The organism is Parapedobacter lycopersici (genome assembly GCF_040395035.1).
GTDB lineage: Bacteria > Bacteroidota > Bacteroidia > Sphingobacteriales > Sphingobacteriaceae > Parapedobacter > Parapedobacter lycopersici_A.
This window is the reverse complement of record NZ_JBEBRB010000026.1, coordinates 12626-37050: the sequence shown is the minus strand read 5'-3', so window position 1 is coordinate 37050 and position 24425 is coordinate 12626. Positions and strand designations below refer to the sequence as shown.

General features: G+C 50.3%; 22 protein-coding genes. 13 read left to right on the top strand and 9 right to left on the bottom strand.

Annotation, left to right across the window (positions count from 1 at the left end; translation table 11 throughout):
- From ABWO75_RS07580 to ABWO75_RS07555, 6 genes are all read left to right on the top strand, one after another.
- Positions 1-791, top strand: a 791-nt coding sequence (locus tag ABWO75_RS07580; protein ID WP_353184175.1) for a TolC family protein, incomplete at its 5' end; no start/stop codon positions are given.
- Positions 792-936: 145 nt separating this feature from the next.
- Positions 937-1815 (top strand): cell division protein FtsX, encoded by an 879-nt coding sequence (locus tag ABWO75_RS07575; protein ID WP_353184173.1) that lies wholly within the window; start codon positions 937-939, stop codon positions 1813-1815.
- 15 nt (positions 1816-1830) lie between these two features.
- Positions 1831-2067, top strand: a complete 237-nt coding sequence (locus ABWO75_RS07570) for a DUF3098 domain-containing protein (RefSeq protein ID WP_353184171.1) — start codon at positions 1831-1833, stop codon at positions 2065-2067.
- Positions 2067-2861 carry an undecaprenyl-diphosphatase UppP gene (gene uppP, locus ABWO75_RS07565; protein WP_353184169.1) on the top strand — a complete coding sequence of 265 codons (795 nt, stop codon included), beginning with the start codon at positions 2067-2069 and terminating at the stop codon, positions 2859-2861. Before ABWO75_RS07570 ends, uppP begins: the two co-directional genes overlap by 1 nt.
- Positions 2861-3559 carry a tRNA pseudouridine(55) synthase TruB gene (truB, locus tag ABWO75_RS07560; protein WP_353184167.1) on the top strand — a complete coding sequence of 233 codons (699 nt, stop codon included), beginning with the start codon at positions 2861-2863 and terminating at the stop codon, positions 3557-3559. Before uppP ends, truB begins: the two co-directional genes overlap by 1 nt.
- Before the next feature lie 33 nt (positions 3560-3592).
- Positions 3593-4573 carry a bifunctional riboflavin kinase/FAD synthetase gene (locus ABWO75_RS07555; protein WP_353184165.1) on the top strand — a complete coding sequence of 327 codons (981 nt, stop codon included), beginning with the start codon at positions 3593-3595 and terminating at the stop codon, positions 4571-4573.
- Between the two features lie 44 nt (positions 4574-4617).
- Here the strand turns inward: ABWO75_RS07555 and ABWO75_RS07550 are convergent, their stop codons facing one another.
- Together ABWO75_RS07550 and ABWO75_RS07545 are read right to left on the bottom strand one after the other, a co-directional pair.
- Positions 4618-6528 carry an amidophosphoribosyltransferase gene (locus ABWO75_RS07550; RefSeq protein WP_353184163.1) on the bottom strand — a complete coding sequence of 637 codons (1911 nt, stop codon included), beginning with the start codon at positions 6526-6528 and terminating at the stop codon, positions 4618-4620.
- Positions 6529-6714: 186 nt separating this feature from the next.
- Positions 6715-8025, bottom strand: a complete 1311-nt coding sequence (locus tag ABWO75_RS07545; RefSeq protein ID WP_353184161.1) for an ammonium transporter — start codon at positions 8023-8025, stop codon at positions 6715-6717.
- A gap of 451 nt (positions 8026-8476) precedes the next feature.
- Here ABWO75_RS07545 and dnaE point away from each other — a divergent pair, with 451 nt between their 5' ends.
- The 7 genes from dnaE to ABWO75_RS07510 all read left to right on the top strand — a co-directional run bounded on the left by dnaE (position 8477) and on the right by ABWO75_RS07510 (position 19253).
- Positions 8477-12907: a DNA polymerase III subunit alpha gene (gene dnaE, locus ABWO75_RS07540; RefSeq protein ID WP_353184159.1), complete on the top strand. Its 4431-nt coding sequence runs from the start codon at positions 8477-8479 to the stop codon at positions 12905-12907.
- 158 nt (positions 12908-13065) lie between these two features.
- Positions 13066-13383 carry a thioredoxin gene (gene trxA / locus ABWO75_RS07535; RefSeq protein WP_257658954.1) on the top strand — a complete coding sequence of 106 codons (318 nt, stop codon included), beginning with the start codon at positions 13066-13068 and terminating at the stop codon, positions 13381-13383.
- Positions 13384-13496: 113 nt separating this feature from the next.
- Entirely contained in the window at positions 13497-14972 is a 1476-nt protein-coding gene (gene rpoN / locus ABWO75_RS07530; RefSeq protein ID WP_353184157.1) for an RNA polymerase factor sigma-54, read from the top strand.
- A gap of 28 nt (positions 14973-15000) precedes the next feature.
- Positions 15001-15873, top strand: coding sequence for a beta-propeller fold lactonase family protein (locus ABWO75_RS07525; RefSeq protein WP_353184155.1), 873 nt, complete (start codon positions 15001-15003; stop codon positions 15871-15873).
- A 104-nt stretch (positions 15874-15977) separates the two neighbouring features.
- Complete coding sequence (locus ABWO75_RS07520) at positions 15978-16844, top strand: carbon-nitrogen hydrolase (RefSeq protein WP_353184153.1); 867 nt, start codon at positions 15978-15980, stop codon at positions 16842-16844.
- Positions 16845-16893: 49 nt separating this feature from the next.
- Positions 16894-17949: an agmatine deiminase family protein gene (locus tag ABWO75_RS07515; protein WP_353184151.1), complete on the top strand. Its 1056-nt coding sequence runs from the start codon at positions 16894-16896 to the stop codon at positions 17947-17949.
- 92 nt (positions 17950-18041) lie between these two features.
- Complete coding sequence (locus ABWO75_RS07510) at positions 18042-19253, top strand: porin (protein ID WP_353184149.1); 1212 nt, start codon at positions 18042-18044, stop codon at positions 19251-19253.
- A 20-nt stretch (positions 19254-19273) separates the two neighbouring features.
- On the opposite strand, the gene lpxB is transcribed toward ABWO75_RS07510, so the two are convergent.
- The 7 genes from lpxB to ABWO75_RS07475 form a co-directional block, all read right to left on the bottom strand.
- Positions 19274-20386 (bottom strand): lipid-A-disaccharide synthase, encoded by a 1113-nt coding sequence (gene lpxB / locus ABWO75_RS07505; protein ID WP_353184147.1) that lies wholly within the window; start codon positions 20384-20386, stop codon positions 19274-19276.
- A gap of 91 nt (positions 20387-20477) precedes the next feature.
- Positions 20478-21230 carry a ThuA domain-containing protein gene (locus ABWO75_RS07500; RefSeq protein ID WP_353184145.1) on the bottom strand — a complete coding sequence of 251 codons (753 nt, stop codon included), beginning with the start codon at positions 21228-21230 and terminating at the stop codon, positions 20478-20480.
- 12 nt (positions 21231-21242) lie between these two features.
- A complete protein-coding gene (aroB, locus tag ABWO75_RS07495; RefSeq protein ID WP_502922396.1) occupies positions 21243-22310 on the bottom strand; it encodes a 3-dehydroquinate synthase in 1068 nt (355 codons plus the stop codon).
- Positions 22311-22359: 49 nt separating this feature from the next.
- Complete coding sequence (locus tag ABWO75_RS07490) at positions 22360-22788, bottom strand: hypothetical protein (protein ID WP_353184141.1); 429 nt, start codon at positions 22786-22788, stop codon at positions 22360-22362.
- Between the two features lie 6 nt (positions 22789-22794).
- On the bottom strand, positions 22795-23001 hold the full coding sequence (locus ABWO75_RS07485; RefSeq protein ID WP_257658944.1) for an RNA-binding S4 domain-containing protein: 207 nt from the start codon (positions 22999-23001) through the stop codon (positions 22795-22797).
- A gap of 62 nt (positions 23002-23063) precedes the next feature.
- The gene (locus ABWO75_RS07480; protein ID WP_353184139.1) at positions 23064-23675 is read right to left on the bottom strand and encodes a Maf family protein; all 612 of its coding nucleotides are present in this window, start codon (positions 23673-23675) and stop codon (positions 23064-23066) included.
- 2 nt (positions 23676-23677) lie between these two features.
- Positions 23678-24199, bottom strand: coding sequence for a KdsC family phosphatase (locus tag ABWO75_RS07475; protein WP_353184137.1), 522 nt, complete (start codon positions 24197-24199; stop codon positions 23678-23680).
- Between the last annotated feature and the right edge of the window lie 226 nt (positions 24200-24425).

Genomic DNA, 24425 nt, shown 5'->3' with positions numbered 1-24425 from the left:
TTGTCGAAACCCAGAAAGAGGCGGGGCGTGCGGATGAACTGGGTGTCCAGCAGTTTAACGCGATGCTGCATCACTCCAAAGGCATTGAACAGGAGGTATTGCAGCAGATTACGGCGACGGAAAATCAGCTGAACTACCTGTTGGGTCGTTTCGAGGGCGTTATTTACCGGGATACCGCCGCCTGGATGACCTCACCGTTTACGGATTCGGTCTTAGCGGGTGTACCACCGCAGTTGCTGGAGCTGCGTCCGGACGTACGGATGGCCAAACTGGAGCTGCTCGCTTCGGGTGCGGAAATTGATGCGGCTAAAGCTGCTTTTTTGCCCAGTTTGGCGCTTTCGCCATACATCGGCCTCCAGGCATTCGACCCAACCAAGCTGTGGATGGTTCCTACTTCCGTTACGTATGGGTTATTGGGCGGGATTACCGCTCCGGTATTTAACCAGCGAACGATCCGTTCGGCCTATGAAACGGCTAAGGCGACTTACGGGATCGCGTTTCACGACTATGAAAAGACGGTACTGAATGCCTGGAAAGAAGTGCAGACTCATTTAAAGGCACAGCAATACCTGGATCAGCGGCAAATCCACAATACAGCGGAGGTAACGGCCCTGCGGAAAGCTGTGGATGCCGCTAATGAGCTGTTTAAGGCCGGGCGCGCCTCTTACCTCGATATCATCACGGCACAGCGTACGGTGCTGGATGCCGAGATTAACCAGGTGAAAACCCGGCACGAAAAAGCGATTACAAAACTCTCGCTCTACAAAACGCTGGGCGGCGGGTGGCAATAAATACAACGCTGCGAGGCGCTTGTTACGAAAGGAATTTATGCCCCCGGTAGCGCTGGGTGGCGGGGCATATTTCATTTTGTTGCCGGCTGAATTGGATATTTATCAATCCAAATCATTACTTTCGCATCATAATAACTGATGGCGCATGGAATCGTACGAAGTAAGCACATCCTCCAAAAAGACCAAGTCTGTATACATATCGACGGTAATCAGCATCGCATTGGTACTGCTGATGACGGGATTATTGGGTTTGATCCTGGTCCATGCCAAGAACCTCTCCGATTACGTAAAGGAAAACATCGTACTTAATGTCATCATGAATGACGGTGTCAGCGAAGGGGATGTACTGGCATATCAGAAGCAGCTGGAGGCAGACCCTTATGTCCTGCGTTCGGAGTATATCAGCAAGGAGCTTGCCGCAAAAAACCTATCGGAAGAGCTGGGGGAGGATTTTGTCGAGTTTCTGGGCCATAATCCGCTGCTCTCATCAATTGATGTTTACCTGAAAGCGCAATATGCGAACACCGACAGCATCCAGCCGTTTATCAAAAAGATTTCGGCCAACCAGCTGATTAAAGAGGTGGTTTACCAGGAATCTCTCATCGATATGGTTAACAAAAATATCCGTACGATCGGCATTGTAATCCTGGCATTTACCGCGTTGCTGCTGGTTATCGCGGTGGCCTTGATCAACAATACAATCCGGCTGGCCATTTATTCGCAGCGGTTCCTGATCAAGAGCATGCAGATGGTGGGGGCCACGAAAGGGTTTATCCGGCGGCCGTTCCTGGGCTACGGCATCCTGCACGGGCTGCTGGGCGCGCTGATCGCCATCCTGTTGCTGTTGCTTACCCTGCACCTGGGCCAGCGGGAAATTCCCGAACTGGTGTTCCTGCGCAATTGGTTTGAATTCATCATTATCTTCATCATTGTAGCCGCTTTGGGCATCCTTATTTCGGGGTTGAGCACCTATTTTGCCGTCGGCAAATACCTGCGGCTGAAATCCAATGAATTGTACCGGTAAAACTGATCGTTTACTATGTCAAAACAACAAAAAACAGCAAGTTCCCCAAAAGGGCTTGTATTCGCCAAGCGAAATTACCAGCTGTTCCTTTTGAGCATCGCCGTAGTGGCTGTTGGCTTTATGCTGATGACAGGCACATCGGATATTTACAGCTTTACAAAAATCACATTGGCACCGCTCGTCGTGGTTGCAGGTTTTGCATTGGGCGTGGTAGCCATATTGGCCAAACCAAAAAAATCCGGGGATAATTAATGTCGCTGTTTGAAGTGATTGTGCTGGCCATCATTGAGGGCCTCACGGAGTTTTTGCCGGTATCGTCAACGGGACATATGATCATCGCCTCGGCGCTGATGGGTGTAGCCCCTACCCCCTTTGTTAAATTGTTTACCATTGCTATCCAGCTGGGAACCATTCTTTCGGTACTGGTTTTATATTACAAGCGCTTTTTCCGCTCGCTTTCCTTTTACTATAAACTCGTTGTCGCCGCAATTCCGGCTTCGGTACTGGGGTTCCTGCTCAGCGATTTTATAGACGGGCTGCTGGAAAGCCCGCTCACGGTGGGTGTGATGCTGGTACTGGGTGGTGTTGTCCTCCTGTTTGTCGACCGCTGGTTTAACCGCCCGACTGTTGGCGACTCAGATGATATTACCTACGGACAGGCATTTAAAATAGGGCTATACCAATGTCTGGCGCTCATTCCCGGCACATCGCGGTCGGCCAGCACCATTGTCGGCGGAATGGCCCAGCAGCTGACCCGCAAGGCTGCTGCAGAGTTTTCTTTTTTCCTGGCCCTGCCCATGATGTTCGGCGCAACGCTGCTGAAGCTCAAGGACCATTTTGACGGCGGCCATCAATTGAGCGGCGCGGAGATCAATCAGCTGGTGATCGGCAATTTTATCGGGTTTGTCGTCGCTATCATCGCAATCAAATCCTTCATCGGCGTGGTCACCAAATATGGATTCAAAGCATTTGGCTGGTACCGGATCATTGTCGGCGGGGTGATCATTGCCCTGCTGCTGAGCGGCCATAGCCTGCAGATTCTATAATGGAACAAGCCAACAGGCCATTCGATTTTGCCTCGGGAGAGGTACTTCTCGTTGATAAACCGTTAAGATGGACGAGCTTTGACGTAGTGCGCAAGGTGGTTAACGCCATTAAGCCCCTGAAAGTTAAGGTAGGGCATGCGGGTACGCTGGACCCGCTGGCCACGGGCCTGCTGGTGCTGTGCACCGGCAAATTCACGAAGCGCATCGCCGAGTTCCAGTCGCAGGAAAAGGAATACACCGGCACCATTACGCTGGGTGCCACGACACCGTCGTACGACCTGGAACAGGAGATAGACCAGCGGTTCGACCTGGCGAGCATCACCAAGGACCGGATCCGGCATACGGCGTCAACCTTTGTCGGTGAAATTGAGCAGATACCCCCGGCCCATTCGGCCATTAAAATAGATGGTGAACGGGTATATGCGAAAGCCAGGCGCGGGGAACAGGTATTGGTAAAACCCCGCCCGGTGCTCATCCGCGCGTTTGAGATCACGGGCATCGATATGCCGCACGTTGATTTCCGCGTGGTGTGCAGCAAAGGCACTTATATCCGGTCGCTGGCACACGATTTTGGCAAAGCCATGGACAACGGTGCGCACCTCAGTCAGCTGCGGCGGACCAAAAGCGGCAGCTTCGATGTGGCAGACGCCTGGCAGCTGGACGACCTGATTGCACACATCCGGGCAGCGGGACAATAAAAAAACTGTTATTTTTGTATAAACCCTTTCCTGATGAAGATTTACAGAGACCTCGAAGATTTCATCCCGCTGGACAACGCGGTGGTAACGATCGGTACATTCGACGGGGTGCACGTGGGGCATCAGAAAATACTGAGCACGCTGAAGGAATGCGCCAGCCACATCAATGGCGAAACCGTGCTCCTCACCTTTTTCCCGCATCCGCGGATGATTCTTCATCCGGAGGATGATAGCCTTAAGCTGATCAGCGATATTGAAGAAAAGGTGGAACTGCTGGCGAAAGCGGGTATTGATCACCTTATTATCACACCGTTTACCCGTGATTTTTCCAATCAGTCGCCGGAAGAGTACATCCGTGAGGTGCTGGTAGGCAAAATCGGCACCAAAAAAATTGTGATCGGGTACGACCACCGCTTCGGCAAGGACCGCTCGGGCACGTTTCAGGACCTGCTGAGCCATGCGGATATTTACGGTTACGCTGTGGAGCAGATCCCCGAACAGGACATCAATGATGTAGCGGTATCTTCTACGAAAATACGCGAGGCACTGATCAAGGGCGATATTAAAAGCGCTAACAGTTACCTGGGGTATCCTTTTCAGTTAACAGGTAAAGTGGTACGGGGAAATCAGCTGGGTCGCAATATCGGCTACCCGACAGCCAACCTGCAGGTACGGGAACCGCAAAAGCTTATTCCCGCTTACGGCATCTATGCGGTGGAAGCGGCGATAATTGACCCGCGGGAAATCACAACCGGCGTCTATGAACATCACGAACCCAAACGCGTGATCAAAGGAATGGGCTACATCGGTACCCGTCCGACGGTTGACGGTGTGGGACGGAGCATTGAAATACATTTATTTGATTTCGACGGCGACATTTACGGCGAGCAGCTCCGGGTGGAATTCCTCCATTTTATCCGGCACGACCAATGGTTTGAATCCATGCAGGAGATGATCGAACAGATGGCTGCGGATGAACGGCGGGTAAAGGAGCTATTGGGTGTAAGTCATTAGCTAATGACGTAACCAGCCATTTGCAAATGGCTGGTTAAGCTAAGCTACGCACTGAAATACGCCCGCACGTTTTTCCCCTCTACCCAGTTCATGTATGCGCGGTTAACGACCTTATTCCCTCCCGGCGTCGGATAATCACCTGAAAAATACCAGTCGCCTTTATGATCGGGACAGGCAATATGGAGGTTTTCCAGTTTCTGGTAAATCACCTCTACATCCGCTTTGATACGGGATCCGCGGATCAGAATGGCGATTTCCCTGGAAATCTCCTCGTCCGTAAAAGGCGCATAGATGGCCTTTACATAATTTTCAACTTCGCTTTTCGGCAGATCAAGCGACGCGACACATTTGCGGTAAACTTCATCAACCACGTTGCCCATGCCTTTCTTATAAAGCAGTGACACGGCAGCCTCAAAAGCTACAAATTCACCCATGCGCGACATATCAATGCCGTAACAGTCGGGATAACGGATTTGTGGGGCGGAGGAAACGATGATGATCTTCTTCGGGTTTAACCGGTCAAGGATGGTCAGGATACTCTGCTTAAGCGTGGTGCCCCGCACAATGGAGTCATCCACAGCCACAATGGTGTCCTCGTGATCTTTGACAATGCCGTATGTGGTATCGTATACGTGCTGCACCATATCGCGGCGGTCCGCATCCTGCGTGATAAACGTCCGCAGCTTGGCGTCTTTAATATTCAGTTTTTCGAACCGGGGGGAAATGCTGAGCATCTCATCCAGCTCTTCGTCGGCAATCTTATCGGTCCGGTTAAGCAGCGTATCCTTCTGTAGTTTGCGCACATACTCGCTGATGCCCTCTTCCAGTCCATAGAAGGCAACTTCCGCCGTGTTTGGAATATAGGAAAATACCGTATTCTTAATATCGTAATCGATAGCTTCCAGAATCTGCGGACACAGCAGCCGGCCTAAATGCTTGCGTTCCTGGTAAATGGCCGCATCACTTCCCCGCGAGAAATAAATACGTTCAAATGAGCACGACTTTTTCTCGACCGGCTCCCGGAACTGTTCTTCAGTAATGGTGCCGTCTTTTTTGATGATGAGTGCATAGCCCGGCTTGATCTCATTGATTTCCTCAAACTTTACATTGAACGCCGTCTGGATTGCGGGCCGCTCGGACGTGACCACAACCACCTCGTCATTGATGTAGTAATAAGCGGGCCGGATACCGGCGGGATCGCGCATTACAAATGCGTCACCATGGCCGAATATACCCTCAATAGTATATCCGCCATCCCATGTCTTTGCCGACTTACGCAAAATCCGGGCTACATCAATATGCTCGGCAATAAGCGCACTGATGGTCTCGTTGCTGTGGCCCTCGTGCTTGAATTTATCGAACAGCTCCTGGTTTTCGGCGTCCAGGAAATGGCCGATCTTTTCCAGTACGGTTACCGTATCGGCTTTTTCCTTCGGGTGCTGGCCCAGCTCGTACAGCTGTTCGAGCAGTTCATCCACGTTGGTCATGTTGAAGTTGCCTGCGATGACCAGGTTGCGCGACATCCAGTTATTCTGGCGCAAAAACGGGTGGCAGCTTTCCACACTGTTCCGGCCATGTGTGCCGTACCGCAAATGCCCCATCAGCACCTCCCCGGTAAAACTTACGTTATCCTTCAGCCACTGGCTGTCTTCGAAACGGTCGGGATACGTCCGCTGGACGGCAGCAAACTTTTTCTGCACATATTCAAAGATGTCGGCCACCGCATTGGACGCCATGGAACGGTACCGGCTGATGTAGCGGTTACCGGGCTTTACATCCAGTTTAATGGTCGCAATCCCCGCACCATCCTGGCCGCGGTTGTGCTGTTTTTCCATTAATAAGTACAGTTTGTTGATGCCGTACAGGGTTGTGCCGTATTTTTCCTGATAATATGAGAGGGGTTTTAACAGGCGAATCAGTGCGATACCGCACTCGTGTTTGATAGCTTCACTCATGTTCTGATTTGAGTATGCAAAGATACACAATTTTGTTATTACAGAACAAAAAGCAAAAGCCAAAAAAAACGATGGGCGGCTTACCGGCCGTCTCTGCACCTGCCGAGTGCGCGGTTACAAAGCAAAAGCACCGGCCTCTGCGAAGGCACGGTGCAGGAAACAATGGTTTTACAGCTTCGGACAGGACTATAATTTTTCGCCGTGCTGGCTGATATCGAGCCCCATATCCTCTTCTTCGGGTGTGACGCGGAGCTTGCTGATCAGGTCTGTTACTTTCAGCAGGACAAATGCCATGACAAGCGTGAAAGCGACCGAACCGACCAAACCGACCACATGAGCCACAAAGAGTCCGGTTTCACCGAAAAATAATCCGTCCGTCGTTACCGCCTCATTAATGGCGTTGGTAGCAAACACCCCGGTAAACAGCATGCCGACCATGCCGCCTACCCCATGGCTCGGAAACACGTCAAGTGTATCATCCACGCGCGAATGGGTACGCCATTCGACCACAAGCCGGCTAATTACCGCCGCCACTGCACCCATGACCAGCGAGTGGGGTACCGTAACGAATCCCGCTGCCGGGGTTATGGCCACCAATCCCACGACGATGCCGATGCAGGTTCCCATGGCTGTCGGTTTCTTGCCGCGTGCGGCATCAAAGAATATCCAGGCAAGCGCGGCAGCACCCGAAGCGGCCGTTGTAGTGGCCAGTGCAGATGCCGCCAGTGCCGTGGCACCGAACGCGGAACCCGCATTGAACCCGAACCAGCCAAACCACAGCAGTCCGGTGCCCAGCAGCACGTAAGTGACCCGCGCAGGCTCGTGCCCGCCATTTCCGTTACCCTGTTTTAGGTATAGGGCCGAGGCAAGCGCCGTGATACCGGCAGACATGTGCACCACCGTGCCCCCGGCGAAATCGAGGACGCCCATCCGCGCCAGAATACCATCGGGGTGCCACGTAGCATGCGCGAGTGGCGCATAAATGAACACGAAGAATAAACAGATAAACAGAATATAGGAGGTGAAGCGGATCCGTTCGGCAAACGCACCGGTAATAAGCGCCGGTGTAATAATGGCAAATTTCAACTGGTACATCGCAAAGAGCGCAAATGGAATGGTTGGTGCACCGGGCCAATTCGGGCCGTCCAGCACCCCTGTAAACATAAAGTAAGTCGCGGGGTTACCGATGACGCCGCCAACGGAGTCGCCAAACACCAGACTAAAGCCGAAGACCACCCATATTACGGCTACCACTGCCATGCAGATAAAACTCTGAAGCATCGTTGATATCACGTTTTTCTTTTTCACCATGCCCCCGTAAAAGAAGGCTAACCCGGGCGTCATGATCAGCACCAACGCAGTAGAGGTAAGCATCCAGGCTACATCAGCCGCATCAAACTGATGGTTCGATTTTCCAGGGATTCCCGGAAAAATAAGCGCCAAAACCACAATAATCACTAAAAAAATAAACGGGATAATAGATTTTTTTGATTCCATTTGAGTAACAAATATAAATTTGATACGAAATTAGCTATTAAATTGAAAAAATCAATAAAATATTATCATGTTTTTACATAAAACTAAATTATAATACAGTTATTTTAATAATTATTCATTTTTTTATACAAAAAATAGATTTATAGCATCATTATTTGCAGTAAAAATCAAATATTAAGACAAAAAACAACAAATTATATGAACAAACAATGATTTAACAACTAAAAACAACAAGTTCACGCCCAGGATAAACAAAACAGCCCACCCCTGCCACATGATACATTGCCATTAACGCATTATTTGCTTGCAGACATCCCGATCAACCGCTGTTGAAAACCTAACGGCTACCTATACAATCAATTGGCAAAGTATCGGCTGTGCCGTTAGGGTTTCCCTCCAAAAATCTGTAAGTTTGTAGAAGCTTTCTCGCGTTGGATTTTGCAGGCAACCCATGTATTTAATATTTGATACCGAAACAACGGGGCTCCCCAGGCGTTGGGATGCACCGATTACCGATACCGATAACTGGCCACGCTGCGTGCAGCTCGCCTGGCAGCTGCACGATGCCATGGGCAACCTGGTGGAACACCAGGATTTCCTTATTAAACCGGAAGGTTTTAATATTCCGTTTGATGCCGAGCGCATACACGGCATCAGTACCGAGCTGGCCGTGGAACAGGGTGCCGGCCTGACCGAAATCCTCGAGAAGTTCAACGCCGCCCTGGCGCAGGCAAGCTTTGTCGTCGGCCAGAATATCGGCTTTGACATCAACATCATGGGCTGTGAGTTTTACCGGGCCGGCATTGCTACCCGGCTCGCGGAAATCCCGGTACTGGACACCTGTACCGAAACCACGGCCGAGCTGATCAAGATTCCGGGGGGTCGGGGCGGCAAATACAAACTACCCACCCTTACCGAACTGCACCAATACCTTTTTGAAGTACCGTTTGCCGAGGCGCACAATGCGACGGCCGATGTGGAAGCGACCACCCGTTGCTTCCTTGAACTGGTCAAACGCGGCGTTTTTCTGCCGGAGGAATTGCAGGTAGATGCCGGTTATTTTGTGGAATTCCGCAACCGGTACCCAGACCCGATACAACCTGTCGGGCTATCGCACGTAAACCTCAAAGCGGCATCTGACGAAATCCGCCAGCGGCTGAAAGCCGAACAGGGCGCCCAACTCTCGGGGCAGGACCTCGAGGCCAACAAACGGGATATGGCACGGGTGGATTTTGTACACCTGCATAACCACACGCAGTTTTCGGTATTGCAGTCGACTATTTCGGTAGCCGACCTGGTCAAGGCTGCCGCTGCCCACCGGATGCCAGCCGTGGCGATCACCGACCATGGCAATATGATGGGTGCCTTCCAATTCGTGGGCCAGGTGCTCAATCACAATAAGACAGCGGAAGCCAAGAACAAGGCCGCAGTGGAAAATGGTGAAGAACCCTCGGAAACCATCATCAAACCCATCGTCGGATGCGAATTTTATGTATGCGATAACCACACGGATAAATCGCGCAAGGACAACGGTTACCAGGTTGTATTTCTTGCCAAGAACAAAAACGGCTACCACAACCTGGCCAAGATGTCGTCCATTGCCTATACAGCGGGATTTTACTACGTCCCCCGCATCGACCGGCAGGTCATCAATCAGTACCGGGAAGATCTGATTGTCCTTTCGGGAAATCTGTACGGCGAAATCCCCAACAAAATACTTAACATGGGGGAAACACAGGCGGAAGAGGCACTGGTTTGGTGGAAGACAACGTTCGGTGCTGATTTTTACATTGAACTCATGCGGCACGGACAGGAAGATGAGGACCGTGTGAACCAGACGCTTATCGCACTCGCCGATAAGCACGGCGTAAAAACCGTAGCTACCAACAACACGTATTACATTAAAAAGGAAGATGCGCACGCACACGACATTCTGCTCTGTGTAAAAGACGGCGAAAAACTGGCTACACCGAAAGGACGGGGACGGGGTTTCCGCTTCGGACTGCCCAACGACGAATATTACTTTAAATCGGGCGAGGAAATGCGGAAGGCATTTGCTGATCTGCCCGAGGCTATTCTCAATATCCAGGAAATCACCGACAAGATCACACCTTATTCGCTGTATCGCGACGTGTTATTGCCGAAATTTGAGATACCGGATGAATTCCAGGTGGCCGAAGACGAGCTTGACGGCGGCAAACGGGGCGAAAACCGCTACCTGCGTCACCTGACCTATGTGGGCGCTGCAAAGCGCTATGCCGACCTCACCCCCGACATACAGGACCGGCTGGATTTTGAGCTGGCCACCATTGAGCGCACGGGGTATCCGGGATACTTCCTGATTGTGCAGGATTTCATCGCAGCGGCCCGGGATATGGGCGTTTCCGTTGGCCCTGGACGGGGATCGGCGGCCGGATCTGCCGTAGCCTATTGCCTTGGGATCACGAATATCGACCCCATTGCCTACGACCTGCTGTTCGAACGGTTCCTTAATCCCGACCGGATATCGATGCCGGATATTGATATCGATTTTGACGACGAGGGCCGCGGACGGGTAATGGATTATGTCATCCAGAAATACGGGGCCAGCCAGGTGGCACAGATCATCACTTACGGCACCATGGCGGCTAAATCTTCTATCCGGGATACGGCCCGGGTGCTGGACCTGCCGCTGTTTGAGGCTGACAAGATCGCTAAACTGATCCCGAACCTCAAACTCAACAAAATCTTCAACATGAATGCGCAGGCGCTACGCAGCGCGCTCCGTGCCGAAGAACTGGAGAATGTACAGCAGCTGGTGTCGCTGGCACAGGGCAGCGGGCTGGAGGCTGAAACCATCAAACAGGCGCAGGTACTTGAGGGATCTCTCCGCAATACTGGCATCCATGCCTGTGGCGTAATCATCACACCGGATGACATTACCAATTTCGTACCTGTGGCCACAGCAAAGGACTCCGACCTGTACGTGACCCAGTTTGACAACGCGGTAGTGGAAAGTGCTGGATTGCTCAAAATGGATTTCCTCGGCCTGAAAACCCTGACGCTGATTAAGGATACGGTCAAAATCGTAAAACACCGCCATAAAATCGAGCTGAACCCGGATGAATTCCCGATAGACGACGTCAAAACCTATGAGCTGTTCCAGCGTGGCGAAACGATCGGCATCTTCCAGTATGAGTCGCCCGGCATGCAGAAATACATGAAGGAACTCAAGCCCACGGTATTCGGCGACCTTATCGCGATGAATGCATTGTATCGGCCGGGACCTATGGAGTACATTCCGAGCTTTATCCGCCGGAAACGCGGCGAGGAGCCCATCAGCTATGATATTGATGCCTGCGAGGAATACCTCAAGGAGACGTATGGCATTACGGTTTACCAGGAACAGGTGATGCTGCTTTCGCAGAAACTTGCCGGATTTACCAAAGGTGAGGCCGACGTACTCCGGAAGGCCATGGGCAAGAAGCAGCGCGATGTACTGGACAAGATGAAGCCGAAATTCATCGAACAGGCTGTGGCAAATGGCCACAATGCGAAGGTGCTCGAAAAAATCTGGAAAGACTGGGAGGCATTTGCGAGCTATGCCTTCAACAAATCGCACTCGACCTGTTATGCTTGGGTTGCGTACCAGACGGCTTACCTGAAAGCGCATTATCCGGCGGAATATATGGCGGCGGTACTTTCCAATAACATGAACGACATCAAGCAGGTGACCTTTTTCATGGAGGAGTGCAAACGTATGGGCCTGCAGGTTCTGGGCCCGGATGTCAATGAATCGTTCTATAAATTTACGGTAAACGAACAGAACGCCATCCGCTTCGGAATGGGCGCTGTGAAAGGTGTGGGTGCCGGTGCGGTTGAAACAATCGTCCAACACCGCGAAAAGGAACCTTACAAATCGATCTTTGACCTCGCACGCCGGATTGATCTGCGGGCCGCCAACAAAAAGGCTTTTGAAAGCCTGGCCTATGCCGGCGGGTTCGACTGCTTTTCCGGTACGCACCGCGCACAATACTTCTACGCCGACGGCGATGGTGGCACGGTGCTGGAAAAAGCGATAAAGTACGGCGCGAAATATAAGGAAAATGAAAATTCGGCCCAGGTAAGCCTCTTCGGCGGAAGCAATGATGTACAGATCCCCGAGCCTACCTTGCCTGTATGCCCGGAATGGGGATTGATCGAAAAGCTGAAGTACGAAAAAGACGTTATTGGCATTTACCTTACCAGTCACCCACTTGATACCTACCGGTTTGAAATCAACCACTTCTGCCAGCACGGTGTACGGCTGCTCAATTTGATTGACAAAATGAAATCGACCACAGTGGAAGAAGAGGTAAGCCGCGAATTCAGCAAGATCAAAAACCGGGAACTAACCATCGGCGGGATGGTGACGGCGGCCAGTCACCGGGTAACCAAGAACGGTAAGCCGTTTGGGGTCATGTTATTTGAAGACTATGCTGACTCGTATGAAATTGCGCTGTTTGGCGAAGATTACGTGAAAATGAAGGGGTACCTGCATGAAGGTTATTTCATTCAGGTGAAGGGCATCATCCAGGAACGGTTCCGCCAGCCGGGCAACTGGGGATTTGAGGTAAAAAACATCCAGCTGCTTTCGGACCTGCGCGAGAAGCTGGCCAAATGCCTGACCATCCAGGTACCCTTACATGAGCTGAATGACCGTTTTGTTGACCAAGTAAAGCAGCTGGTGCATACCAATATCGAACAATCGGAAAACAAAACCTGCCAACTACGGTTTATGGTATTGGATCATGAAGGTGAAATTGGACTGGAAATGCCATCAAAAGGCATCAAAATCAACCCCAGCAATGAATTCATTGAAGGATTGGTGGCATTGAACGGCGTAAAGTATAAGTTAAATTAATGTCAGAATCCGCGGGAATGGCTTTGGTAATGAAACGGATGCCTTATCTTTGTATTGCTGCCTGCAAATGAGGGCAGCTGAATAACACGGTAAAAAACTAAGGTAACATAAGCGGATAGCTGCCAAATGGCGGTTCTCCGCAAACTAAACTAAAAATCATGGCATTAGAAATTACAGACAGCAACTTTGATGAAGTTGTATTGCAATCGGACAAACCCGTGCTGGTGGATTTTTGGGCAGAATGGTGCGGTCCGTGCCGTATGGTAGGTCCTATTGTAGAGGAATTGGCCAAAGAATACGACGGCAAAGCCGTAGTAGGCAAGGTAAACGTGGATTACAACCCGGACATCTCAGTTAAATACGGCATCCGGAACATCCCGGCGCTATTATTTTTCAAAGACGGCCAGATTGTAGACAAGCAGATCGGTGCGGTACCCAAGTCGGTACTGACAGACAAGCTGGTAAAGCAACTGTAGCGGTAATACACCGCAAGCAAAAAGCGGGTGCCCCATAGGTACCCGCTTTTTGCTTATACGGGAGATGAATCAACTTTCTCTTATTTTACGTATGTTTGTGAAGTAATTATATTATGCTGAAACAAACATTACAACAGAAACTCCTACAAAAATTATCGCCTCAGCAGATTCAGTTTATCAAGCTGCTGCAGGTGCCTACCATGTCATTGGATACCCGTATCAAGGAGGAGCTGGAGGAAAACCCGGCACTGGAAGATATCAGCCTGGCCAATATGAACGAGCCGAGTGAAGAGTATCCGGACAAAGACCCTGATGAGGAACGTTTCAGTGAGGATGATCAGCCGGCGGAGATGGATGAATTCAACGTAGACGACTACCTGCAGGCAGACGATATCCATGATTACGGTGGCAGCGCGACAGCCAATGGAGATGATGAAGACGACCGCAAGGAAATACCGATTGCCATCCAGCACTCCTTCTTTGAGAATTTACAGCAACAGTTGGATCTGCTCGCGCTATCGGACAGGGATTTTTTAATCGGGCAGCAAATCATCGGTAGCCTGGATGATGATGGTTACCTCCGCAGGCCCATCGCTTCCCTCATAGACGACCTGGCTTTTTCGCAGAATATCATGGCGGAAGAAGCAGACGTGGCCGAAATCCTGAAGATTATCCAGGAATTTGACCCTCCGGGGATCGGTGCCCGTGACCTCCAGGAGTGCCTGCTCATCCAGCTGCGTAAAAAAGACCAGGAAAATCCGATCATCAAAAAAGCCATTAGCGTGGTGGAAAACTACCTGGATGAATTTACCAAAAAGCATTATGACAAGCTGGAGCGATCGCTCAATATTGATTCGGATGAACTGAAAGATATTATCAATGAAATCCTGAAATTGAATCCGAAACCGGGCGATTCGGGGGCTGTAGCCGGAAAACAGCTGCACATCATTCCCGATTTCCACATTGCTAATAATGACGGGGTGCTTCACCTGACGCTGAATGCCCGGAATGCGCCCGAACTGCGGGTCAGCCGGTCGTACCAGGAAATGTTCGACCACTACGACAAAGCCGCGCAGAAAGACAAAAAAATGAAGGAGGCCGTCCAGTTTGTGAAACAGAAACTCGATTCGGCGAAATGGTTCATCGATGCCATCAAACAGCGGCAGCAAACGCTGCTCAAAACAATGAACGCCATCATGAACTACCAATACGACTATTTCCTGACGGGTGATGAGCGCCAGCTACGGCCCATGATTCTGAAGGATATTGCCGACCGGATAGACATGGATATTTCCACGGTATCACGGGTGGCCAATTCAAAATACGTACAAACGGAATTCGGCACATTTCTGCTTAAATCCTTCTTCTCGGAAGCCATACAGACAGACAGCGGCGAAGAGGTTTCGAACAAAGAGGTGAAGAAGATATTGGAAGAATGCATTTCCACGGAAAATAAACGCAAGCCGTTGGCGGATGAAAAACTCACGGAAATCCTGAAAGAAAAAGGATATACGATTGCCCGCCGGACGGTGGCAAAATACCGGGAGGCCATGGGTATACCTGTAGCCCGATTACGGAAACAGCTTTAGGATCAATTATTAAATAAATCATCAAACTATGAAACAGCTTCTCTTTCCTTCAGTAATCGCTGCAGCCCTATGCGGCTGCATGGGCAACCAGAACCAAAACGCTTCCGATACGGCTTCCGCCAAAACGGAGCCTGCGCTTACCCTTTCCTGGAAAACCGACACCATATTCACCGGGTCGGAGTCGGCATTGTATGACGCCAGTGCGGATGTCATCTATGTATCCAGTGGAAATACGGCATCGGGCGAAAAAGACAATGATGGGTTCATCTCTGTGGTTAATACGGATGGCACCATCCGCGACCTTAAATGGGTGGAAGGCAACCTGCATGCCCCCAAGGGAATGGCACTGCTCAACGGAAAACTGTACGTGACCGATATCGATGCCATCAAAGTGATTGATGTGACCACCGCAGCGATTGAAAAGACCATCCCTGTGGAGAATGCCGTTTTCCTGAACGACATGGCCACCGATGGCAAGCAGCTTTATTTTTCGGACAGCCGCGGCGGCATCATCTATTCCCTGAATGTTGACGGCAAGTATGCTGCCATTAATTCGGAAAGTAAAGGGGTAAATGGCCTGGAATGCCATAACGGCCAACTGTATTCACTGGACGGCGAAGGGCTGAAGAAATTCAGCACTGACGGCAACTATACCCCGGAAATTATCAATGCGGAAGTTACCGGCGGCGACGGCCTGGTCATTCTCAATGACACAACGTTTGTAGCCAGCCGCTGGCACGGTGAAATATTCTTCATCCGGGGCAGCGAAACGACTGTACTCCTGGATACACAGGCAGAAAAATCCAATACGGCCGACATTGGGTTTGTCAGTGGAAAAAACCTGGTTATTGTACCTACGTTCCTGAAAAATGAGGTAGCGGCCTACCAATTGAGTTTCTAATAACGGAACGCTAACCGCATCAGCAACCTAACAGGTTTTCAAAAACCTGTTAGGTTTTTTTGTGTTCTAATAAGTAGTACCTTTGGGCTTTCAAAAAACAGGATATGCGTAAAGTTAATATTGGCACCGTACAAATGAGCTGTGTAGCCGACAAAGCGGCTAACCTGGCCAAGGCAGTTGAGCAAATTCGCGTCGCCGCATCAAAGGGCGCGCAGCTAATCTGCCTGCAGGAGATCTTTTCCACCTTGTATTTTTGCGACGTGGAGGATTATGACAATTTTAAACTTGCCGAACCTATACCCGGACCGTCAACGGATGTGCTGGCTGCCCTGGCCGGCGAACTGGGTGTTGTTATTGTTGCTTCCCTGTTTGAAAAACGCACACAGGGCATTTACCACAATACCACTGCTGTTATTGACGCCGATGGCAGCTACCTGGGTAAATACCGGAAAATGCATATTCCCGACGACCCCGGGTATTACGAAAAATTTTACTTTACGCCCGGCGACCTGGGCTACCGGGTGTTCAAAACCAAATTTGCTACTATTGGCGTGCTCATCTGCTGGGATCAATGGTATCCCGAAGCTGCCCGTATCACGGCGTTGATGGGTGCAGAAATCCTCTTCTATCCCACGGCTATCGGGTGGGCCAACTCACAGGATGACCCGACCAATACGGAACAGTACAACGCCTGGCAGACCATACAGCGGTCGCATGCCGTGGCCAATGGAATTCCAGTGGTTGCCGTAAATCGCGTGGGCGAGGAAGCAGAAATGGCTTTTTGGGGAGGATCATTTATTTCCAACCCCTTCGGTAGCCTGCTATACAAGGCGTCGCACGATGCGGAAGAAACTGTTGTCACGGAGGTCGACCTCGGCCAATCGGACTATTACCGTACCCACTGGCCATTTCTGCGTGACCGGCGGGTAGACAGTTATGCGCCAGTGACCAAGCGGTTCATTGACGAATAATTCGCTGTGTTCCCATATCTTTCCAAAAACCTTTTATTTCTTTGAATAAATGACAAACCCGACACCAAAAGCGTTAGGCTATCATTTTCCGGCCGAATGGTATCCCCACCGGGCAACCTGGCTAAGCTGGCCGCATAAGGAAGCCAGTTGGCCCGGTAAGCTCCAAGATGTATATGTACCTTATTGCCAATTCATCAAAGCGGTGTCAGCTGGTGAGCAGGTGTGCATTAATGTACGCGATAAGGCAATGGAACGCCTCGCATCCGAGCAGCTCGACCGAGTGGGCGCCGACTTAACCAGCATCAGCTTTTACCACCACCCTACCGATGACGCATGGTGCCGTGACCACGGCCCGGCTTTTCTGGTAAACAAAGGCGCCAGCGACGCCCCACGACGGGTTATTGTGGACTGGGGGTACAACGCATGGGGCGGTAAATACCCTCCCTTCGAACAGGACGACCGGATACCTACATTAGTCGGCGAGGCGTTGGACATTCCGGTTTACCATCCCGGGATCGTGATGGAAGGTGGTTCGGTTGATTTCAATGGAGCAGGCACGGTGCTTACTACAACTGCCTGTCTGCTGAACAAAAACCGGAATCCACAGCTAAACCAGCAGCAGATTGAAAATTACCTTTATCAGTATTATGGCGTGGATCAGGTGCTTTGGCTCGGTGACGGCATTGTGGGCGACGATACGGATGGCCATATTGATGACATCACGCGGTTTGTCAATGAAGATACGGTTGTGACCGTTGTGGAGACGGATAAGACCGATGAAAATTATGCCGTGTTGCAGGATAACCTGGAAGCGTTAAAGAAAATGCGCCTGGCCAATGGCAAATCACTGAACATTGTTGAGTTGCCGATGCCCGCCCCCGTTATTTACGAAGGACAGCGCCTGCCGGCATCGTATGCTAATTTTTACATCTCCAACGCTGCGGTGGTGGTGCCGACTTACCGCGACAGGCGGGACCAGCAGGCATTGGATATCCTGGCGACCTGCTTTCCCGACCGCGCTGTTGTGGGTATCGACAGTACCGATGTTATCTGGGGACTTGGAAGCTGGCATTGCCTGAGCCAACAGGAACCGGCTGTAATATAACCAACATAAAATTAACGATTTGTTAATATAAAGAACATCATGGGATAACGTTAAGTGTAGAAATTCGTAACCGTAATTTAACAAAAAGACAAATGATGAACCATCGATCGCTGACGCTGCTTACCCTCTGTATTTTTCTTTCCCTGCCCGCCATATTATATGCACAGCGCCAACGGGATGAACGTGCTACCGTAGAGGATTTTGACGGCATCGAATTCACCGGGGACGATTCCACTTTCTATATCAATTTCAGGTTCCGTATGCAAAGCCGGCTGAAATATACTTCCATCAGCGGAAATGACTTCGGGGCGGAAAGTTTTGAGGCACGAATCAGGCGGCTGCGGCTCCGGATGGACGGCTACATCTATAACCCGAAGCTGACTTACACCATCCAGCTGGGCTTTACCCGCGGCGACCAGGATTACGACGATACTGATGTACCCAATATCGTCCGCGATGCCGTGGTATTCTACCATTTTACGGACAATTTTTACGTTGCATTCGGTCAGAATAAACTCCCCGGAAACCGTCAACGGGTAAATTCTTCCGGCGAACTGCAATTTGCCGAACGTTCATTGGTGAATGCCAATTTCAATATCGACCGTGATTTCGGCATTAAAGCCTATTACTCGCCGATGCTCGGTGAGATACCGTTTCATTTCAAGGGCGCAATCAGCACCGGAGAGGGGCGCGTAGCTAACGTGACGGACGATGGACTGGCCTATACCGGCCGCGCCGAAGTGCTTCCCCTTGGTGCATTTACGAATGGGGGCGACTATGTGGAGGGGGATCTTGAATATGAGGAAACACCGAAGTTATCAATTGGTGGGGGATATAGTTTCAACGACCGCACTACCCGGGCAGGCGGACAGACAGGTAGGTACCTGGCGGCGCCGATGACGTTGAAGACCTCCTTTTACGATGCGATATTTAAATACCGGGGCTGGGCATATCAGGTAGAGTACATGAAACGGGATGCTGCCGATCCAGTTGGCACTGATGAAGAGGGGGAAGAAGTACACGCGTTCAAGGGACAGGGCATCAATCAACAGCTTTCTTATGTATTGAACCGCAATTCAGGCTATGAACTTGCCGGCCGCTACACCTGGATTAAGCCCCACCGGGATATCAGCGCGTTTGAGTCGCAGACCGAAGTCGTTGAATTGGGCCTCACCAAATATTTCCGTGCCCATCGCCTGAAACTGCAGTTGAACGGTCATTATCAAGTGAAAGACGGTGTGTATCAAACGGCATATGACGGCAACAATTGGGGGGCCACATTCCAGATTGAATTAGGTATCTAAGGGTACTATTCCGTTAAATCTTATTGCCGGATTGCCGAAATGATTAATTCGGCGGTACGGTCAGATGCCCCGGGACTGCCTATTTTTTCCATGAGGATATCGTAATTCTCAAGAATATTGGCACGATACTCCTTGTTGTTTATCAACAAATCGAGCTCATCGGCAATGCGGTCGATGTTGCAGTCTTTCTGGATGAGCTCCCGCACGGCAAGCATACCCGTGATCAGGTTAACCAGTGAAATGAACCGAACCTTAAGAACCATCCGGGCAATGGCAACGGATATGGGATTGGCTTTGTAGACGACTACCTGCGGTACGCGCAGGATGGCCGTTTCCAACGTGGCTGTCCCGCTGGTTACCACGGCCGCCTGGGCATGTTTCAGCAAATCATACGTGGCATCAAAGATCACTGGCAGGTTCAATCCGGCCATGTATTGCTGGTAGAATTCCCGATTGAAATTCGGCGCCCCGGCAACAACGCAGTGATGACCCGGAAACAAACGCGCTAAGTTAGCCATAATGGGCAATATGCGGCTGATTTCCATTTCACGGCTACCGGGTAAAAGCGCCAAAATCGGGCGATCGGTCAGCTGATTCTTCGCCAGGAAATCCGGTTGGTAGCGGTAATTTTCAATGGCATCCAACAGCGGATTGCCCACGTAATCGACCTCCATGCCCCAAGATCGGTAGAAATCAACTTCAAATGGCAGGATACAGAATAACCGGTCGACCACCCGTTTGATTTTCAGCACCCGTTTCTGGTTCCAGGCCCAAACTTTGGGTGAAATGTAATAACACACGGTAATGCCGTTTTTCTTGGCAAACTCAGCTATGCGGAGATTGAACCCCGGAAAATCGATCAAAATGAGTGCATCGGGCCGATGGGCAAGCAAATCGGATTTAACCTGCCGAAGGTTTCTGGTAATCTTCCGCAGGTTATTAAGCACTTCCACGAAGCCCATGAATGCCATTTGCGATGTATGTATCACGGCAGACTGCCCTGATGTTTCCTCCATCCGGTCGCCCCCTACGATACGGAACTCGGCGGCTTCGTCCTGCTTTTTAAGTGAGCGGATCAGGTTGGCGCCGTGCAGGTCGCCCGATGTTTCTCCGGCTATAAGGTAATATTTCATTGGCTGTTTCGATAATAGGTATTCAGCGTTCATCCGATTTCACGGGCTGCCCGCCGATCCTAGCTGATTATTAGCTTTCCCGTGACTGTCTTCAATTTTTGCTTCCTGTGGCCAAATCTCCCTGGATGGCATACCAGATGCCGCCAACGATATGCTGTTGGAATACGGGGTCTTCAAAGGACGCTTCGGTGTGACCCAGGGCGGTATAGAATACGCGCCCGCCTTCATACTCATGATACCAGGCAATTGGGTGATTTGCACCCATGCCACCACCTTGGTACGAGTTTTCGTCGAGCTTCAGCAAGAGTTTCACATCGCTGTTCATCTCCCGGAAATCATACCACTCATCTTCGCGGTGCCATACCGTCGGGAGGTGCCTGGTAGCCGGATGCTTGTCGTCGATCACCAGGATATCGGCATACTGTACTGCTGGATGGCGGTCGAAATACCCGCCGATCAGTTTACCATACCAGGGCCATTCGTAGGCTGTCGTGCTTGCCGCATGAATACCCACCAAACCCTTCCCTTTACGGATATACCGTTGAAAAGCCGCCTGCTGATCTGCATTGAACAGATTGCCCGAAGTGCTCAGGAAAATAAGGGCCTGATAAGGCTGCAGGCCCTCGTCCGTAAAAAGCGAAACATCTTCCGAGTGATCCACATCGAACCCATGCTGCTGTCCCAGCTGTCTGATTACTGCAGCCGCGGCTTCGATGTTGGCGTGGCGATAGCCCAGCGTTTTGGAAAATACGAGTACCTTCGGCCGCTCCTGCGCATAACCAATCCGTGCGATCATCAGGTATATGCAAAGCAACGTAATCGATCTAGACAGGTGCTTGTTCATGCTTGGCAACTTTTATTCTGCAATAAGGATCCGGTAGAAATCGAGGCTTTCGCGAATGAGTTCGTGGGGTACAAATACGTCGATGTCGCATTGCCCGATGCGGTTAAGTAGGGCAAAACCGATGCGGTCGCCGATATTTTTCTTATCGTTTTTCATCAGCGTAACCAGTTCATCGTAAATGGCATTGTGGTATGCATAGTCAGGAAAATGGGTCCGAAACGTATGCACGATATCATCCAGTGCTTCCTTTGTTAATCCGTTTATCCGGTGGGCGAGATACGCCTCGCAGATCATCCCCACGGCGATGGCTTCGCCATGCAGCAGGGGCCGGGCATCATGGGCAAGGGAATATCCTTCAATGGCGTGGCCGATGGTATGTCCGAAATTCAATATCTTACGGAGTCCCTTTTCGGTAGGGTCCTGTGTCACCACTTCATTTTTTATGGAAACAGAGTGGTGAATATCCGCAGCCGATAAACGAGATGCGTCACTTGCCTTGATCCGTTCGTAAAAATCCCGGTCGAAAATCAATCCGTGTTTAATCACTTCGGCAAAACCCGAAACCAGTTGCCGCTGATCCAGTGTATCGAGGAATTTTGTGGAAATAAAAACGGCCTTGGGTTGGGTAAACGTGCCGATAATATTTTTGACGTGGTCCAGATCAATTCCCGTCTTCCCGCCGACCGAGGCATCGACCTGGGACAATAACGTGGTGGGGACCTGGATAAAATCGATACCGCGTTTAAAGGTGGAAGCTGCAAACCCACCCATATCCGTGACTACACCACCGCCAAGGTTAATCAGGAGGCTCTGACGATCGGCACCAAAGTCGAGCATCATTTTCCAGACACCTACGCAAAAATCGATATTCTTGTTCTCTTCACCGTCATCTACCTCGATGATGTCATAACCGTCAAACCCGGGCATTGCCTCCAGCATAACCGGCAGACAGTGTATATTGGTGTTCCGATCGGTAAGTATCAAGATTTTTGTATAATTGGCCGTCTGAATAAATGAAGCCAATTTTGCCAAGGTATCATCAAATACGACCTGATAGCCTATACTTGAAATATAGGACAGCTGTTCCGGTGCCGCAGTCCCACGCACTTGTTCTTCCATATCAATGTTTTTATCTTGCAGTCATTAATTTCAGTTCGAAATCCTTAACCCGGTCGTAATAGGGAATAGTAGCCCTTCTTGCAAACTGGATAAAATTCATGATGACGCTGTCGCGCTGGGTTTGCGGAATGGTAGAAACGATATCCTGTCCATTGCTGTCATAGATCGCCAATCTGCCCGTACCCTGTATCGAATCAGGGAATTGCTGGATATGCATTAACACCGCGGCATATTTCTGTATGCCCTTTGAGTAAGCCGCCAACGCGGAAGATGCAGCCACGGTATCTGTTTCAAACCGTTCCACCACCGCGCCTTTGTTCTTATTCCCGTCATAAGCTTCTACGGTCACCGAAAGCACATATGAGCCCGATTTCGGTTTGTCCTGCCCGCATGCTGCCAGCAATATCCCGGCGAAAAGTAAACTGAAATACCTGTTCATGGTCAATTACGTTAAACGCACTTGTTTTCCTTCAAATTCAACGACGTCTCCCGGCCGCACCTTAAGCCGTTTGCGGTAGTCAACCTGCCCGTTGCAGGTAACCAGGCCTGCTGTTACCGCAGCCTGCGCCTGCCCGCCGTTCTCAACCCAGCTAAGTACCTTAAGCAGTTGAATTAACTGGATATATTCGCCACTAATCTTATATTCTGCCATATTACGCAAATGTACTGCATAATTGCTGCCGAAACAAGCCATAATCCCCCTTAGTTATCTCCTTAACGCGTTGTTAACTGCTGCAGCGCCACACATAAAGCGGCTGTAGGCAATCCCACTACATTGGTATACGGGCCGTTAATCCGCTCAACTGCGGCCAGTCCGATCCATTCCTGTATGCCGTAGGACCCCGCTTTATCGTAAGGCTGGTAGTGACGGAGATAATAAGCGATTTCCTCAGCGGTTAACTCCCTGAATTGGACTTCAGTGATTTCATGGAACAGGTAGATGGCATCGTTGGGCTGACGGATGGCAACGGCTGTGATCACTTCGTGCGCCGTACCGGATAGTCGTTCCAGCAGTTTGCTTGCATGCGCTTCACTTGTTGGTTTACCCATAATACAGCCATCGTGGACCACAACGGTATCCGCTGCCACCAGCAGTTGGTCTGCCTCGATCGTCCCGGTAAAAGCACGAGCCTTCTTTTCGGCGATAAACCGGACAGCCGCTGCTGCGTGAAGATTGGCCGGAAAGGACTCGTCCACTTCATAGGCAGCCACTTCAAACGTAATACCCAATTGCTTCAGTAACGCTATCCGTCTGGGTGACTTTGAAGCCAGGATAATTTTATGGTTTAAATAGGGAATCCGGGATTGTTCGGTTGACATCATCATAGCTAGCGGCTGGTCACCCTGGAATCCACGTCCCAGGTTCCATGCAATTTCATTACTTTTTCAATAACATCACGCGCAGCACCGGCTCCGCCTTTTTTCGGTGAGACATACATCGATATGGCTTTGATTTCCTCGGCCGCATCTGCAGGACATGCCGGAAAACCGACTACTTTCATATTTTCCAGGTCAGGAATGTCATCCCCCATGTACAGAATGTCAGCCAATGTGAGCTGATTTCCGGACAACCAGTCGCGCAATACCGCACTTTTGTCATGTATATCCAGGTAGATATCCCTTACGCCCAGCCCTTCCATCCTTTTCTGCACTCCCAGTGATCTGCCGCCAGTAATCACCGCTATTGGATATCCTCTTTTGACTGCGAGCTGAATCGCATAGCCATCTCTGGTATGGAATGTCCGCAGTTGTTCTCCCTGTTCGTTAACCAGGACGCTTCCGTCTGAAAGTACGCCATCTACATCAAAAACAAAGGCTTTTACACGCTTAAGTTGATCAAATATGGTCATTGTATTGTCTTCCCGGATTTAATTTTGTGCCCTCAAACTTAAAAATAAATCCCTGATTTGGCGTTTTTGCTCTATTAATTTTTTAGCGATTAAGCTGTTAGTGACTGGAAGAAACCAAACAAAACAAACAATAGTGTAAAAATAACACTATGTAAAGGTATTAACTGGTTTTGGCACGGCGTTTGTTAATACATAACCAAATGCTTGTAGGTATAAATACAGGCAG

Bases quoted from the DNA above. Each gene is read 5' to 3' on its own strand.
- ABWO75_RS07575 (WP_353184173.1), top strand. From the start codon at position 937: ATGGAATCGTACGAAGTAAGCACATCCTCCAAAAAGACCAAGTCTGTA.
- ABWO75_RS07570 (WP_353184171.1), top strand. From the start codon at position 1,831: ATGTCAAAACAACAAAAAACAGCAAGTTCCCCAAAAGGGCTTGTATTC.
- uppP (WP_353184169.1), top strand. From the start codon at position 2,067: ATGTCGCTGTTTGAAGTGATTGTGCTGGCCATCATTGAGGGCCTCACG.
- truB (WP_353184167.1), top strand. From the start codon at position 2,861: ATGGAACAAGCCAACAGGCCATTCGATTTTGCCTCGGGAGAGGTACTT.
- ABWO75_RS07555 (WP_353184165.1), top strand. From the start codon at position 3,593: ATGAAGATTTACAGAGACCTCGAAGATTTCATCCCGCTGGACAACGCG.
- ABWO75_RS07550 (WP_353184163.1), bottom strand. From the start codon at position 6,528: ATGAGTGAAGCTATCAAACACGAGTGCGGTATCGCACTGATTCGCCTG.
- ABWO75_RS07545 (WP_353184161.1), bottom strand. From the start codon at position 8,025: ATGGAATCAAAAAAATCTATTATCCCGTTTATTTTTTTAGTGATTATT.
- dnaE (WP_353184159.1), top strand. From the start codon at position 8,477: ATGTATTTAATATTTGATACCGAAACAACGGGGCTCCCCAGGCGTTGG.
- trxA (WP_257658954.1), top strand. From the start codon at position 13,066: ATGGCATTAGAAATTACAGACAGCAACTTTGATGAAGTTGTATTGCAA.
- rpoN (WP_353184157.1), top strand. From the start codon at position 13,497: ATGCTGAAACAAACATTACAACAGAAACTCCTACAAAAATTATCGCCT.
- ABWO75_RS07525 (WP_353184155.1), top strand. From the start codon at position 15,001: ATGAAACAGCTTCTCTTTCCTTCAGTAATCGCTGCAGCCCTATGCGGC.
- ABWO75_RS07520 (WP_353184153.1), top strand. From the start codon at position 15,978: ATGCGTAAAGTTAATATTGGCACCGTACAAATGAGCTGTGTAGCCGAC.
- ABWO75_RS07515 (WP_353184151.1), top strand. From the start codon at position 16,894: ATGACAAACCCGACACCAAAAGCGTTAGGCTATCATTTTCCGGCCGAA.
- ABWO75_RS07510 (WP_353184149.1), top strand. From the start codon at position 18,042: ATGATGAACCATCGATCGCTGACGCTGCTTACCCTCTGTATTTTTCTT.
- lpxB (WP_353184147.1), bottom strand. From the start codon at position 20,386: ATGAAATATTACCTTATAGCCGGAGAAACATCGGGCGACCTGCACGGC.
- ABWO75_RS07500 (WP_353184145.1), bottom strand. From the start codon at position 21,230: ATGAACAAGCACCTGTCTAGATCGATTACGTTGCTTTGCATATACCTG.
- ABWO75_RS07490 (WP_353184141.1), bottom strand. From the start codon at position 22,788: ATGAACAGGTATTTCAGTTTACTTTTCGCCGGGATATTGCTGGCAGCA.
- ABWO75_RS07485 (WP_257658944.1), bottom strand. From the start codon at position 23,001: ATGGCAGAATATAAGATTAGTGGCGAATATATCCAGTTAATTCAACTG.
- ABWO75_RS07480 (WP_353184139.1), bottom strand. From the start codon at position 23,675: ATGATGATGTCAACCGAACAATCCCGGATTCCCTATTTAAACCATAAA.
- ABWO75_RS07475 (WP_353184137.1), bottom strand. From the start codon at position 24,199: ATGACCATATTTGATCAACTTAAGCGTGTAAAAGCCTTTGTTTTTGAT.